This window comes from Streptantibioticus cattleyicolor NRRL 8057 = DSM 46488 (genome assembly GCF_000240165.1).
Classification (GTDB): Bacteria; Actinomycetota; Actinomycetes; order Streptomycetales; family Streptomycetaceae; genus Streptantibioticus; species Streptantibioticus cattleyicolor.
The window spans coordinates 6088606-6103688 of sequence record NC_017586.1; the positions used below are offsets into that span (position 1 = coordinate 6088606).

General features: G+C 74.8%; 7 protein-coding genes. 2 read left to right on the forward strand and 5 right to left on the reverse strand.

Translation table 11 applies throughout. The features are described 5' to 3' along the window. Positions 1-105: 105 nt before the first annotated feature. The gene (locus SCATT_RS26840; protein ID WP_014146372.1) at positions 106-2607 is read right to left on the reverse strand and encodes an RICIN domain-containing protein; all 2502 of its coding nucleotides are present in this window, start codon (positions 2605-2607) and stop codon (positions 106-108) included. A gap of 249 nt (positions 2608-2856) precedes the next feature. On the opposite strand from SCATT_RS26840, the gene SCATT_RS26845 reads away from it, so the two are divergent. Then, complete coding sequence (locus SCATT_RS26845; protein ID WP_014146373.1) at positions 2857-3636, forward strand: 3-hydroxybutyrate dehydrogenase; 780 nt, start codon at positions 2857-2859, stop codon at positions 3634-3636. A gap of 132 nt (positions 3637-3768) precedes the next feature. On the opposite strand, the gene SCATT_RS26850 is transcribed toward SCATT_RS26845, so the two are convergent. The 3 genes from SCATT_RS26850 to SCATT_RS26860 are packed head-to-tail and all read right to left on the reverse strand — an operon-like array spanning position 3769 to position 11553. After that, entirely contained in the window at positions 3769-5349 is a 1581-nt protein-coding gene (locus SCATT_RS26850; protein ID WP_014146374.1) for a PfaD family polyunsaturated fatty acid/polyketide biosynthesis protein, read from the reverse strand. After that, a complete protein-coding gene (locus SCATT_RS26855; RefSeq protein ID WP_014146375.1) occupies positions 5346-5612 on the reverse strand; it encodes a hypothetical protein in 267 nt (88 codons plus the stop codon). Before SCATT_RS26855 ends, SCATT_RS26850 begins: the two co-directional genes overlap by 4 nt. Then, a complete protein-coding gene (locus tag SCATT_RS26860; RefSeq protein ID WP_014146376.1) occupies positions 5605-11553 on the reverse strand; it encodes a type I polyketide synthase in 5949 nt (1982 codons plus the stop codon). The genes SCATT_RS26855 and SCATT_RS26860 overlap by 8 nt, the downstream gene beginning before the upstream one ends. Before the next feature lie 289 nt (positions 11554-11842). Between SCATT_RS26860 and SCATT_RS26865 the strand changes: the two genes are divergently transcribed. Continuing rightward, positions 11843-12898 carry a polyprenyl synthetase family protein gene (locus SCATT_RS26865; protein ID WP_173405759.1) on the forward strand — a complete coding sequence of 352 codons (1056 nt, stop codon included), beginning with the start codon at positions 11843-11845 and terminating at the stop codon, positions 12896-12898. 10 nt (positions 12899-12908) lie between these two features. Here the strand turns inward: SCATT_RS26865 and mrdA are convergent, their stop codons facing one another. Continuing rightward, entirely contained in the window at positions 12909-14996 is a 2088-nt protein-coding gene (gene mrdA, locus SCATT_RS26870; RefSeq protein WP_014146378.1) for a penicillin-binding protein 2, read from the reverse strand. Positions 14997-15083 lie beyond the last annotated feature (87 nt).

Consider the following 15083-nt stretch of genomic DNA (forward strand, 5'->3'; position numbering starts at 1 on the left):
CCAACCCCGGATCCGTGTCCGATGTCGTCATACCCGGCACAACTCATCGGTGTCGCACGGTTGTTCCTCACCTCCCAAGAGATCACCTCTACGGGTGAACGCGATTCAGCTCACCTTGACGAGTTGCCACTGCTGGTTGGTGCCGCCGTCGGCGGGCCACTGGATGACCGAGGCGCCCTGCGTGGTGGCGGCGCCGTCGACGTCGGCGAGTTCGGCGGTGTCGCGGCTCTCGACGGTGTAGTAGCCGTCGCGGGCGGGGACGACGAGCCATTGCTGCGCCGTTGTGCCGTCGGGGGTGCGCAGGTCGAGCTGGGTGCCGGCGACGGTGGTGTGGTCGGGGACGTCCAGGGCCTTGCCGCTGCCGACGCCGGTGAGGGTGTAGTAGCCGTCACCGGTGGCCGTCAGCCGCCATTCCTGGTTGGCGCCGCCGTTGTCCGGCCACTGGATGACCGGCGTGCCGTCGGCCGTCCCGGCACCCTTGGCGTCCAGCACCTGACCGCTGTTGCGGCTGACCAGACGGTAGGTCCCGGACAGATCGGCCGCCGCCCCGGGCGTCACGCCCAGGTTGTCGAACTGGGCGCCCACGTAACCGGAGGTGCCGATGCCGACCTGCCCCGAGCCGTACGCGGTGTCGGTGACCGAGGCGAGCCGCACCCCGTCCACGGCGGCCGTGACGGATCCGCCGGCGAAGGTGAGCGCGAGGGTGTGCCAGGTACCGGTTCCGGGCGCCTTGACCGAGCCGTTCGCCAGCGTGGTCACCGTTCCCGAGGCGCTGCCGCGCAGCAGGGACCAGCCGCCGTCGGCACCGAGCACGAGGCGGTAGGCGTCGATGTCGGCGGGGTCGAAGCCGTGCTGGAGGCCGACCCGGCCCAGCAGTTCGGCCGAACCCGCCTGTTCCAGCATGGTGTCGACGGAGACGGTGTAGTCGCTCCACGACAGGTCGCCCGCCGTGGCGTAGGGGTCGCTGGGGCTGTCCCAGGCGATCGGCGCCGTGGGCGCCATCTGCCGGACGCAGGTCCCGTGCCGTCCGCCGCCGCAGGGCACCGCCTCGAACGAGCCGTTCATGTCGGCGAGGTACCGGGCCTCGCCGCCGACCGGTGTGGTGTCGAAGGAGTCGCGGTACGGCAGGGCCAGCCGGCTGCGCGCGGGGGAGACGGCGGTGCCGGCGCCCTGCCCGGTCGTGGTGGTGACGGTGTAGACGTGACCGGGCTGGAGCGTCAGCGCGTACACCCCGCCGCCGGGCGTCAGGTCGGCGCTGTGCACCAGGTAGTCGCGCTGGGACGGCGAGGAGAGGTCACTGGACCACACGTGCAGCGTGCCTCCGGGCAGCCCGCCGGTGACCTTGAAGGTGACCGGCTGCGCCGCCGTGGCGTCGAGGGTCTCCAGCACCGTGCTCCAGGCCCGGCGGTCCGGCGAACGGTACGTCACGTAGCTGCCGTTGGCCCGCGAACCGCCGAGGTAGCCGCCGGCCGGGTCCACGTAGCTCCAGCCCGGCCGGGTGAACTGGGTGGTGTGGGCGACCGCCCAGGTGCTCCTGCCGACCCGGTACGCGCCCGACCACGGCTGCGAGGCGGTGACCAGGCCCATCGTGTTGTACGGCAGGTTCTGGTAAACGGCGGCCACCAGCGGCCAGTTGATGAACGCGGTGAACTTGGCGTCGAGGTAACCGCGGTTGAGGGCACGGGCGATCGGGGCGCCGCCGGTGTCGAAGTCCTCCGAGCCGTTCTCGCTGGCCCACAGCGGTTTGCCGGAGGCCAGCGCGGCCGGGGTGGTCGAGCAGGACGTCATCGCCGACATGTAGCCGCACGGGTAGTGCGCCCCGACCACGTCCACCGAGCCGGCGAAGGCGGGGTCGGCGGCCATCGCGTCCGCCACGCCCCAGTCGCTGTCGGCCCCGACGACCTTGGTGGGGTAGCCGTCGGCGGCCATCGTGGCGTGGAGCTTCTCGTACCACGCCTTGTCGTAGCCGCGTTCGTTCCAGCCGCCGAGGTAGTCGACGGTGAGCCCGTGGGACTTGGCGCAGCCCAGCCAGGAGACCAGGTAGTCGATCATGTCCTGGGACCAGAAGTGGCCGCCGCCGATCCAGCCGGGGGCGCCCCAGGCGAGCCCGTACAGCTTGATGCCGGGGTTGCGGGCCTTGGCCTGGGCCATCAGCCACCACTCGTAGCCGCGGTCGCAGTCGACGGCGCCGCGGGTGTGTTCGTGGCTGGGCTCGGCGCCGTCGGTGGAGTTGGTGTCGCCGCCGATCTCGACCTTGAGGATCTGGAGCGCCGCGCCGTAGCCGGGCTTGAACAAGTAGTCCAGGATCCGGGAGCGTTGGGGCTCGGGGTAGTCCGCCAGCAGCCGGGAGTTGCCGCCGCCACCGCTGATCGCGCCGACGCCGTCGAAGACGCGCCCGTCGGCGTCGCCGTCGACGGTGATCGCGGTCGGGATGGCGGCCCGGGCGGCCGTGGGCTTCGCCACCAGCGGCGCCGCCGCGACCAGCAGCAGCGCCACGGCCGCCGCGGCCCACCGCGAACCCCGGACGGACCAGGGCGGTCGGGCCGGGGGCGCGTGCCCGGCGGACGTGGGGACGGGGAGCGGGCGTGACACGGGCGGTCTCGGCATGGGGACTCCCTCCGCGGCAGTGCGGCCGACGCCGGTGATGTTCGCATCTGCTGATCATTGAGCGCTCGATTCAACAGAAACGAACAAATCGCATCGGTCGGCGACCGTAGGCCGTAGGTGACGGCCCGTCAAGAGGGCGGGCGCCGGACGGGACGACGGCACCGATGGCGACCGCCACCACACCCGCGGGCCCGACTGTGTGCGCCGCCGACGTGCACTCGGGGCCGCAAGCTACCTACCGTGACGGTCATGGAAAGCAGCACACGAAACCGGGAGGGCACCCCCGCGCCCCTCGCCGGCCGCACCGCCCTGGTGACCGGTGCGGCCAGCGGCATCGGCAGGGCCTGCGCCGTGGCGCTCGCCGAGGCCGGCGCCCACGTCCACGTGGTCGACATCGCCGCCGACGGCGCCGAGGAGGTCGCCGCACGCGTCGGCGGCCGGGCCCACGTCGCCGACCTCGCCGATCCGGACGCGGTGGACGCCCTGCCCGCCGATGTCGACATCGTGGTGAACAACGCCGGGTTGCAGCACGTGGCCCCGGTGCACGAGTTCCCGCCGGAGCGGTTCGCCCTCATCCAGCGGGTGATGGTGGAGGCCCCGTTCCGCATCCTGCGCCGCACCCTGCCCGGGATGTACCGGCGCGGCTGGGGGCGGGTGGTCAACATCTCCTCGGTGCACGGACTGCGCGCCAGCCCGTACAAGTCGGCCTACGTGGCGGCCAAGCACGCGCTGGAGGGGCTGAGCAAGGTGGTCGCGCTGGAAGCCGCCCCGCACGGGGTGACCAGCAACTGCGTCAACCCCGGCTACGTCCGCACCCCGCTGGTCGAGCGGCAGATCGCCGCCCAGGCCGAGGCGCACGGCATCGGCGAGGACGAGGTGGTGCGCGAGGTGATGCTGGAACGCACCGCGATCAAACGGCTCATCGAGCCCGAGGAGGTCGCCGCGGTCGTGCTGTGGCTGTGCGGCCCCCACAGCGGCTACCTGACCGGCGCCTCGGTCCCGGTGGACGGCGGCTGGACGGCGCACTGAACACCCGCCACGCGCGTGCCCGTCCGGTCGCCGTGACCGGACGGGCACCACGGGTGGCGGGCCGGCGGACGTCGGGCGGCCCCTCCCGCGTCCGGCCCCGCGCGCCCCGGCGTACGGACACCCGCGCCGCGCTCAGCGGGGTGGCGCCGGGGTCGGGAGGGCGTCCGCTACTCGTGGCCGGGACGGCGGTGGCAGGCGGTACGTGGTGCAGGAGGCGGGCAACGCCAGTCCGGCGGCGCGGAGTTGGTGAACGCGAGTGTGGTAGGCGGCGCCACGCAGAAGGTGGGCGGCGACGGTGGCGGCGTGGCGGCGGGCGGGGTCGGCCAGCAGGGTGCCGGCGGTCCACGCGTTGAAGGCGCCCATGGCGGGGCCGCACCAGATCTGCCAGTCGGCGCGGCGCGCGGCCTCACCGGCGCAGGCCCAGCGTGAGGCGTGGGCCAGGTACCAGCGGAAGACGCAGGCCATCCGGAACTTGGGGTCGGCCTCGGCGCGCCGCAGCCGTTCCGGGTCGTGGGCGCGCAGGTGGTCGCGGGTCTGCCGCCATACCTCGGCGACCGGCAGCCCCAGCACCGCCTCCAGGCGCCCGCGGTCGTCCGCGCCGAGGGAGTCCAGGCTGTCGTGGTCGCGGTAGAGCCGGTACAGCCGGGAGGCGCGCCCGGCGAAGAGCGTGCCGCGCGACAACACCTGGACGGTGACGCCCTGTTCGAACATGTCGGCCGCCGGAGCCGTCGCGCAGTCGGTGAAGTCGGCGGTGGCCAGCAGTTCCTTGACGGAACGGTGCGTTCCGGCCTCCACGCAGGACTGGTTGACCGACCCGGTGACGACGTAGTCCGCGCCGAGCGCGAAGGCAGCGGCGGCGGCCGAGGGGGTGCCGATGCCGCCGGCCGCGCCGACGCGCACCGCGGGGAGCCCCGTGTCGCGCGCCACCCGGTCCCGCAGCGCGAGGACCACCGGGAGCAGCACGGTGAGCTGACGGCCGTCGGTGTGGCCGCCGGAGTCGGCCTCGACGGTGACGTCGTCCGCCACCGGCACCCGGCGGGCGAGCCCGGCCTGCTCCGCGGTGATGGCACCGCTGGTCAGGAGCCCGGCGAGCAGCGGCTCCGGGGCGGGCCGCAGGAACATCTCCGCGGTGCGCGGATGGGAGACCTTGGCGATCACCCGGTGCCCGACGCGCACCCCGCCGTCCCCGGCCGGGCCGAGCCCGGTCACCCGGTAGCGCACCAGGTCCGGGGTGAGCTGGAGGAACGCCGACGCCTCCAGGCACCGCACCCGGTGACGCAGGCACAGGTCCACGCAGACCCGTTCGTGGCGCGGACTGCCCGGGGTGTGGATGAGGTTGCACGCGTAGGGCGCCTCGCCGAGCTGGTCCGCGAGGTGGCACAGGGCGGCGTCGAGGCGGGCCTCGGGCAGCCCGGCCGCGCCGAACGACGCCAGGTAACCCGCCCGGGCCAGCGCGGTGACCAGCTCGGTGCCCGCGATCCCGCCGGCCATGGCACCGGCCAGGTAGGCGGCGCGCACACCGTGCCCGGTTAGGAACGCGGCCGAACCGAGCCGTTCGGGCGGCAGAGGCGGCGCGGCGGCCAGCAGCGTGTCACCGGGGCCGGGCGGCCTCGCGGTGAGCCGGACGCCACCGCCGTCGGCGAGGACGAACACCGGCCGTTCGAGGTCGGCCAGCGTCGGGTACGGGTCGGTGCCGGGCGCGTCGGCGGTCACGCCGGGCCCCCCTCTCCGGTGCCGGGCAGCGCGGGGCCGGTGGCCGGGCCGCGGGCGTGGCCGGTCTGCCACCGCAGGACGGCCCGGTGCGCGTCGAGCACCGCGGTGTGGGCGCGGTTCAGATGGCGGGCCATCCGCCCGGTGAGGTCCGCCGTGGTGTCCGGGTCGACGCAGCGGGCGGGCTCTCCGGCGGACGGCAGGACGAGCAGCGGGGGGCCGCTGAACGTCAGCGGCGCGGCGGCGTCCGGGGAGGGCTCAGGCACGGCTGCCCGCCTTGGCCGCGGTGAGCATCCGGACCGCCTGCGCTTCGCCGACGTGCAGCATCCGCAGCCGGTGCCACCGTTGCAGCACCCGCCCGGACGGGTCGCAGGCGGTGACGGTGCAGTATCCGTCGAGGGCGTTGACCTCGGTGCTCTCGGCGATGATGACGAACGGCCGGTCGTCGGGGAGCGGGGCGAACAACTCGAGGCGTGCCACGCTCACCGGGGCGCTGAAGCCGTCGGCCGGCGCCTCCCGCCACATCAGCCCGGCCGCCTGGAGCAGGAGATCCGCCAGGCCCGGGGTGAACAGGGCGCTGTGGAACGCCCCGTCGGCCAGGGCCGGTTCGGGCATCCGGGCCATGACCACCAGCCGGCCCTCCTCGTGGCTCACGGTCGCGCGCAGCCCGGACAGCGACGGACCGTGGAACAAGTGCCCGGCGGCGTAGGCGGGGTGGAGGCCGCCGGCCTCCGGCAGCGCGGGCAGCGGCACCACCGGGGCGGCGCCCTCCCGTGGCGCGCAGCACACCGTGCCGGTGAACCCCGGCCACCCGTCCGCGCCGTCGGGCGGGGGAGCGGTGGACACCTCGACGCGGTCCTCGTCGGCGCCGGGACGCAGCACGAGGTCGAGGTGGGAGGGGTGGCCGCCGTCGAAGTACAGGCCGCGGGTGATGCGGAAGTCCCGGCACCCGGTGGCGTACACCGCACCGCCCCGGGCGCCCTCCACGGCGTGCAGGAACCATCCGACGGCGGCCGTCATCGGCAGCAACGGCCGTCCCCCCACGCGGTGGTCGCGCAGCACCGGCTCGTCCTCCAGGCCCGCGAGGTGACGCCGGACCGTCAGACCGGCGGCGGGCACCCGCGCCACCACCTGGAGCAGCGGCCGGGTCGGGCCGACCAGCGTGACGGAGCCGTCCCCGTCCTCCCGAGGCGCCCGGAGCAGGTCGAGGAAGGCGGAGCAGCCCTGTTCGCGGGTGAGCACCGGCACCCCGGCCTCCTTGAACACGTGGCTCACCTTGTCGGCCATGCCGCCTTCCCAGGGGCCCCAGGCGATCGGGGTGACCCGGCAGTCCGGATGGGCCGCGGCGAAGGCACGGGCGTAGCGGTTGAGCGCCTCGTTGGCCGTGGCGTAGTCGCTCTGCCGGACGTTGCCGCGCAGCCCGCTGACCGAGGAGAAGACCACCAGGTGCCGCAGGCGTGCGGCATCCAGCGCGGAGAGCACGTGGTGCAGGCCGGACACCTTGGTAGTGAGCACCGGGGTGATGGTCGCCTCGCCGGTCTGGGACAGCGGGCGGTCGCCGAGCACCCCGGCGCCGTGCACCACCCCGGTGATCCGCCGCGCGTACGGTGCCAGGGCGGCGGAGACCTGGGCCGGGTCGAGCAGGTCGGCGCCGAGGTAGGTCACCTCGACCCCGCGTCGGCGCAGGGCGCGCACGGTGGCCCGTACCGTGCGTCCGGCCAGCACCCGCCGGACCTCGCGGGCCGGATCCGCCGGGGCGTCCGGGTGGGCCGTGGCGGCGGCCAGCAGCGCCTCGGCGGTCTCGTGCCCGGCCGCCCACCCGGGCTCCTCGTCGGTCGACGGGGTGCGGCCCAGCAGCAGATACCCGCACCGGTGGTCCTCGGCCAGGGCCCGCACGCACCACGCGGTGATGCCGCGCGCCCCGCCCGTCACCAGCAGCAGGTCGTCGCCGGTGAACGGGGGCGGGGCGGCCGGGGCGGGCGGTACCGGGGGCGGGCACGGTGCCAACTCGGGGGCGACGCGTCGGTGGCCGGCGGTGATGCCCACCTCACGGTGACCGGTCGCGGCGTCGCCCAGCTCGGCCAGGAAGGCGTCGGCGGCCTGCCGCGGGGGGAGCTGGGGGGCGAGGTCCACCGCGCGGCAGAACACCGAGGAGGTCTCCAGGGCGAAGGACTTGATCAGGCCGCCCACCCCGGCGGCCGACGCGGCGGCCGGGTCCCCGCCGGAACCGGCGTAACCGCAGACGCCGTCCAGCCGGGTCACCGCGACGAAGGCCGCCCGGTGCCCATCCCCCGCCGCCTCACGCAGCGGATCGCGGACGTGCTTGGCCAACAGCACGGCGTGGCCCAGCCGCTCGACGACCCCGGGGACGTCCCGGCACGCGGAACGGCTGAACGGCACGGCGCACAGCCCCAGTCGGGCCACGCCGTCCAGCGCCTCGGCGAGCCCCCGGGCCAGCGCCTCCTCCGACCAGTCCGCCAGCACGGCTCCGGGGCCGGCGAGGGGGACGCCCGGCAGGGCGAGCACGCGCACCGTCCACCCCCGGGCGCGCAGCCCGTCGGCGAGCGGTCCCGGCAGGTCACCGCCGTCGTCCACCAGCAGGGCGTGCGGCCGTTCCCCGAACGCGTCGGGCACCTGGTCGGGCTCGGGCAGCGAGGCCGGTACGACGTGCGAGCGGCCCAGGGTGTTGCCCTCGACCCGGCGCAGCGCGGAGCGTTCGGCCGCCAGCTTCTCGGCGAACATCGCGGCGAGTTCGCCCAGCGTCCTCGCCTCGGTGAAGCCGAACAGCTCTTCCCGGGTCAACGACGGGTAGTGGCGCCACAGTTCCGATCCGAGCTCCACCATCTTCAGCGAGTCGACGCCCAGGTCCTCCTGGAGCAGCAACTCGGGCTGGAGCATGTCGGGTTCGTAGCCGGTCTTCTCGGCCAGGACCGCCCGGCAGCGCTCCAGGATCTCCGCCACGGAGCGCCCGGCCATCTCGTCGGGGACGGGGTCGCCGGGGGCGTCGCCGTGCAGCAGTGCCGTGAGTGCCGGGCGGGGGGTCTCGTCGTGCCGCGGGTTCAGGGGCGCGGGCAGGGTGACGGAGGACTCGGGCCGGGGCGGACGGGGTCCGGCGGGGGCGTCGGGGCCGGGGTCGCGCAGCAGCCCGGTGACCGCCTCGGCGGCCCGGGTGTGCGCCTCGGTGAGCGCCAGCGCGTGGTCGGCGACGGCCCGCACGGCGGCCGTGAACCCCTCGTCCACGGTGCCCTCGGCCCCCGCGCGCAGCCATCCGGCCAGCTCCCGGGTGGTGGCCGACTGGACCTCCAGGAACCGGGTGTGCGCCCGCAGATGACCGGTGGCCGCCTCCGCCAGCGGATCGTGGCCGCCTGCCGTCACCGGCGCGAACGCGCCCGGAGCCGCCTCGGCGACATAACGCGCGTACGGCTCACGGCACGCCTCCTCCGCGAACCTCGGCCCCCGCAGCACCCGGGCCACCCCCGACGGCTCCCGTGCCGGGGCCGCCTCCGCCGCGTCGTACCGGTTGACGTCGGCCAGCGGCAGCCCGAGCACGGCGAGCCGCACCGCCGCGCTCTTCAACGCCACCGCGCCGTCCACGCCGGGACCGCCGTCGCAGGAGACCACCTCCACGTCCCCGTGGCCGGCCAGGGTCCGCCGGACCAGACCGGCCAGGGTCCGCCGGGGCCCGAACTCCACGAAGACCCGCACCCCGTCGTCGTACATCTCCCGTACCCGCGCGTGGAAGTCGACCCTGCCGCGCACCTGCGCCGCCAGCGTCCGCCGGTCGGCCGCCGCGTCACCGGCGTAGCGGGCCCCGGGCGCGTCGGCGTAGACGGCGACGGCAGGCGGGGCGAAGGCCACCTCGGCGCAGGCGGCGGCGAACGTCTCACCGGCGTGGCCGACGAGCCGGGTGTGGAAGGCGGCCTCGACCGGCAGGCGCCGGGCGGCCACACCGTCGCCCCGGCAGGCGTCGAGGAACCGTTCCACGGCCTCAGTGGGGCCGCCGACGACCTGCTCGTCGGGTGCGTTGCGATTGCACAGCTCCAACTCGCCATGTTGTACGAGGAGTTGAGCGAGATCCCGCTCGGTGAGGCGGACGGCGGCCAGCGCGCCCGGATCCGGCAGGTCCGGCGGCGGGGTGAGCGCCCGGCCGCGCGCCCACGCCAGATCGGCGAAGGCGTCGTCGTCGAGCACCCCGGCGGCCCACAGCGCGGTCAGCTCGCCGAAGCTGTGCCCCAGCACCCCGTCGACGGGCAGCCCCAGCTCGGTCAGGAAGCGGTACTGCCCGCAGGCGAGGGCGCCGACCGCCGGCTGGGCGTACCGGGTGCGCCGCAGCGCCCGTTCGGCCTCCGCCTCACCGCCGGGCGGCGGGAAGACCACGTCGGCCAGGCTCAGGCCGGCCCCGGACCCTACGTTGAAGTGGTCGAAGGCGGCCCGCAGCGGCGGCACGGCCAGCACCGCCGTCAGCCCCATGCCGGGATACTGGCCGCCCTGACCGGCGAAGAGCGCGCCGACCTTGCCCGGGTCCGCCGACCGCGCCCGGTAGTACAGCCCCGGCCCGCCGCACGGGTCCCGCCCGTCGCACACCGCCGTCAGCTCCGCCACCGCGCGGGAGAGCAGCTCGCCGTGGTGGCGTTGATCCACCGCAACGAAACCGATCCGGGCATGCTCGGCCGGCACCGGGCCCGGGTCGCAGGGCTCACCGCGCTCCAGCCGGTCGCGCAGGCGGCGCGGGTCCGGGGCGTGCCACAGGCAGGCCCTCGGCGTCCGGTGCAGCACCCGCAGCGGGGCGCGGTCGGCCGCCGGATGCTCCTCCAGCACCGCGTGGTAGTTCACCCCGCCGAACCCGAACGCCGACACCCCGGCCCGCCGCACCGGCCGCGCCGGGTCCCGCAGCCACGGACGGGTACGGGTGTTGACGTACACGGGGCTCTCCGCCGCGCCGGCCGGGGGCCGGGGACGCTCGACGCCGAGGGTCGCGGGGAGCACGCGCTGGTGCAGGGCGAGCGCGGTCTTGATCAGCCCGGCCGCGCCCGCCGCGGCCTTGGTGTGACCGATCTGCGACTTCACACTGCCGACCGCCACGCCCCGGCGCACCCCGCCGGCCAGCAGCGTCTCCAGCGTGGCCAGTTCGGTGGCGTCCCCGGCCGCCGTGCCGGTGCCGTGCGCCTCGACCAACTGCACCGAGCGCGGATCGCAGCCGGCGTCGGCGTAGGCCCGGCGCAGCGCGGACAACTGCCCCTCGCCGCTGGGCGCGTAGACGCTGCGGGCGCGCCCGTCGCTGGAGCCGCCCAGCCCCTTGAGCACCGCGTAGATCCGGTCCCCGGCGCGTTCGGCGTCGGCCAGCCGCTTCAGCGCGAGCATGCCGATGCCCTCACCCAGCAGCGTCCCGTCGGCGTCCGCGTCGAACGGGCGGATGCGTCCGCTGGGGGAGAGCGCCGGGGTCTTGCTGAAGCACAGGAACGAGACGATGGAGTTGTCGGCGTCGCAGCCACCGGTGACCATCAAGTCGGCGCGGCGGCACAGCAGTTCGTCCACGGCCGCGCGCACCGCCGCCAGTGAGCTGGCACACGCCGCGTCCACCGTGTGGTTGGCGCCGCGCAGGCCGAACCGGTTGGCGATCCGCCCGGCCACCACGTTGTCCAGGGTCCCGGGGAAGCTGTCCTCCGTCCACTCCGGCAGCGACCGCAGCAGCGCCCGGGTGAACCGCCGCACCCCCTCCTCCGGCGCCCCCAGGTCCCGCAGCACCCGCGCCGTCACCGGCACGAACGACCGCGCCGCCAGCGGCATCAGCGTGGTGGCCACCCCCGCCACCCCCAGCACCACACCCGCCCGCTCCGGGTCGAACCATCCCTCCCGCGCCATCCCCGCGTCCGCCAGCGTGTCCCGCGCCACCAGCAGGCTCAGCAACTGCACCAGCGAGACGGAGTCCACCGACTTCGGCGGCATCCCGAACTCGCGCGGATCGAACAGCTGCGGGGTGAGGAAGCCGCCGCGCCTGGCGTACGTCTTGTCCGGGGCCAGCGGATCCGGGTCGAAGTACACCTCCGGGTCCCACCACTGCCCGGGGACCTCCCGCAGGCAGTCGCGCCCCGCCACGATGTTGTCCCAGAAGGCGCCCAGCCCCGCGGCTTCCGGGAAGAGCCCCGCCATGCCGACGATGGCGACGGGATCACGGGCCAGCCGGTGGTCACGCTCTCCGGGTTCCATCTCAATCCCCTTCCCTGGCGGGCCGCTCGCGGGCACGGGAGAAAGACCGTGCACGAGTACAACCGAGCGCCACCGTGGGCGACACCCGCCGATGCGGAATTCCCCCGGCCGGCGCAACACCCGGTACTACTGGATGCCCGCCGCCCGGCTCCCCGGCCACCGGGGCGAGCCCCCGGGCTCCGGCACCGGGGGCCATGTGCGAGGGTGGTGAACCCCGCGTCCGCGCGGGGCACGCACGTGACAGGAGAGGCAGTCCTTGACCGACATCACCGAGCTGACCAAGCAGATCATGGGACGTCTGGCCGGATACGAAGAACGCTTCGCGGGGCTCTTCGCGGCGTACTTCGACCGGCTCGGGGAGACCCTGGAGACCCCCGCGTTCAGCAGGTTCGCGCCCGAATGCGTGGACCTGGTGCGGGACCTGTCGCTGCGGGGCGGCAAGCGGCTGCGGGTGGCCCTGCTGTACGAGGCCGCCCGGCTGGTGACCACCGGCACCCCGGCCGGGCTGGACGACGCGGCGCTCAGCGTCGAACTGCTCCAGACGCACGGCCTCATCCACGACGACATCATCGACAACAGCCCCACCCGCCGCTCCGGCCCGTCGACGTACTACGCCTACCGCGCCCGCCACCCCGAGCACCCGCAGGCCGCGCTGGGCCTGGCCATCCTCGCCGGCGACCTCGCCGCCTTCCTCTCCCTGCGGGTCCTGATCGACTCGCCGGCCCCGCTGCCGGTGCGCCACGCCATGCTGGAGGTCCAGACCGGCGCGGCGACCACCACCTTCCTCGGCCAGATCGCCGACCTGGAACGGGACTTCACCCCCGTCCCCGACGAGGAGACGCTGCACACCGTCGCCGACTTCAAGAGCGCCCGCTACTCCATCCTCGCCCCGCTCCAGCTCGGCCTGATCGCCGCGGGCGAGGACCCGCGCCGCCACGAGGACACGCTGCGCCGCTACGCCCGGCTGGTCGGGATCTCCCAGCAGATGCGCGACGACTACCTCGACCTGTTCGGCGACGCCGCGGTGATGGGCAAGTCGACCGGTGGCGACCTGCGCGAAGGCCGGCGCAGCTACGCGGTCAGCGCCGTCCTCGCCGCCGCCGACGACGCCGAACGCGCGCTGGTGGAATCGGCGCTCGGCGACCCCGCCTGCACCGAGGAGACCGTCGCCACCGTCCGGGAGATCGGCGACCGCCACGGCGTCCGCGACACACTGCGCGCCGCGATGCGCCGCCACGCCGAACTCGCCTCCGCCGAGGCGGCCGGCTGGCGGCCCCGCTGGCGCGAGGAAGCGGTCACGCTCTTCCAGTACCTGCCGCTGTGGGGGCTCGAACGCGCGCTGTGACCCGGCGCCGTCACGGGGCCTGGACCGAGCCGTCCGGGCGGATCGTCGGCAGGCCCCGCTGCGGTGCGGGCAGCAGCCCCTTGCCCGGGTCGACGACGCCGTCCTCGGAGATCCCGTACAGCGCGTTGTAGATCCTGCGCACCGCGGGCGCCGAGGCGCCGGAGCCGGTACCGCCCTGCGCGATCGTCATCACGATCGCGTAGTCCTTGGTGTACGTGGCGAACCACGAGGTGGTCTGCTTGCCGTACACCTCGGCGGTGCTGGTCTTGGCGTGCATCGGGATCCGGTCCTGCGGCCAGCCGTCGAACCGCCAGTCGGCCGTACCGCGGGTGGCGACGCCCGCCAGCGCCTCGTCGATCTGGTCACGGGTCCGCTTCGTCATGGGCAGCCTGCCGCGCACCCTGGGCGTGATCTCCTGGACGTGCCTGCCGTCGGCGCTGACGACCGCCTTGCCGATGGTGGGCGCGTACAGCGTGCCGCCGTTGGCGATCGCCGCGTAGATGGAGGCCATCTGGACCGGGGTGACCAGCGTGTCGCCCTGCCCGATGGAGTAGTTGACCAGGTCACCGGCGCGGATCCGGTCGCCGTCGCGGCAGTTCTCGTACGCGATCCGCTCGACGTAGTCGCCGTCCTGCCTGCCCTGCCGGCACCAGGTGTCCTTGTTGGCCTGCCAGAACTGCCGCTTCCATCGGCGGTCCGGGACGCGGCCGGGCAGTTCGCCGGGCAGGTCGACGCCGGTCAGCTCGCCGAGGCCGAACTGGTGGGCGGTCCGGTAGAACCAGTCGGCCGGATTCTTCCTCGGGGTCAGCCCGCCGTCCTTGCGCCACTCCTCGTCCGCCAGCCGGTAGTAGACCGTGTCGCAGGAGACCTCCAGGGCGCGGCCCAGGGTGATCGGCCCGTACCCCCTGGACTCGTAGTTGCCGAAGACCTGGCTGCCGATCGCGTACGAACTGGTGCAGTCGTAGCGCCCGTCGAAGGGGTAGCCGGCGTTGACCGCGGCCGTGGTCGGGACGACCTTGAAGATGGAGCCGGGTGCCGACAGGCCCTGGATCGCGCGGTTGAGCAGCGGCTGGTCGGAGCCGGGGCCGGTGAGCCGCCGGTAGTCGGCGGGGGAGACGCCGCCCACCCAGACGTTGGGGTCGTAGGAGGGCGCGGAGGCCATCGCGATCACCCGGCCGGTCCTGGCCTCCATCACCACCACGGCGCCGGAGTCCGCCTTGTAGTTGGTGCCGGTGTTGTGGTCCCACTCCTTGCGGGCGTCCTTCAGCGCCTGGTCGAGCTGGGTCTCGGCGATGTGCTGGACGCGGGCGTCGATGCTGGTCACCAGGTCGGAGCCGGGCCGGGGCCCGACGTCACCGGCCCGGCCGACGACCCGGCCGAGGTTGTCCACTTGGTAGCGGGTGACGCCGTCCCGCCCGCGCAGCTGCTGGTCGTACTCGCGCTCCAGACCGCTGCGCCCGACCTGGTCGGAGCGCAGGAACGGGGAGCCGCCGTGCCGCGCCCGCTGGAACTCCTCGTCGGTGACGGGCGACAGGTAGCCGAGCACCTGCGCGGTGCCGGCCCCGTACGGCCCGGGGTAACGGCGTACCGCCTCCGGCTCGGCGGTGATGCCGGGGAAGTCCTCGGCGCGCTCGCGGATCTGCAACGCCTGCCGGGGCGTGGCCCGGTCGGTGATCGGGATCGGCTGGTACGGCGAGCCGTTCCAGCACGGCTGCGGCGTTCGCGCGTCGCACAGCCGCACCTTGTCGCGTACGGTCTCGGGCCGCATACCCAGGACCGAGGCGAGCCGGGTGAGGACGGCCTTGCCGCCGTCGCGCATCGACAGCAGCTCGCCGCGGGAGGCGGTGACGACGAGCCGGGTCTCGTTCTCCGCCAGCGGCACCCCGCGCGCGTCCAGGATCATGCCCCGCACCGCGGGCTGGACGACCTGCTGCACATGGTTGCCGGACGCCTCCCTGGCGTAGACGGCGCCCTGCCGGATCTGGAGGTACCACAGACGGCCGCCGAGGGGCAGCAGCAACGAGACGACGAGGATCTGGATGGCGACGAGCCGGGTGCGTATCCGCGGACTCCGGCCGGAACGCGGGACGTTGGTCACGTGTGCCCTCCCTGCCGTGCGGTCGTCGGCCGGTGCCGTGCCGTACCGGGAACGCCGCCTTGGACCGGGGCTCGATGCCGCCCCGCC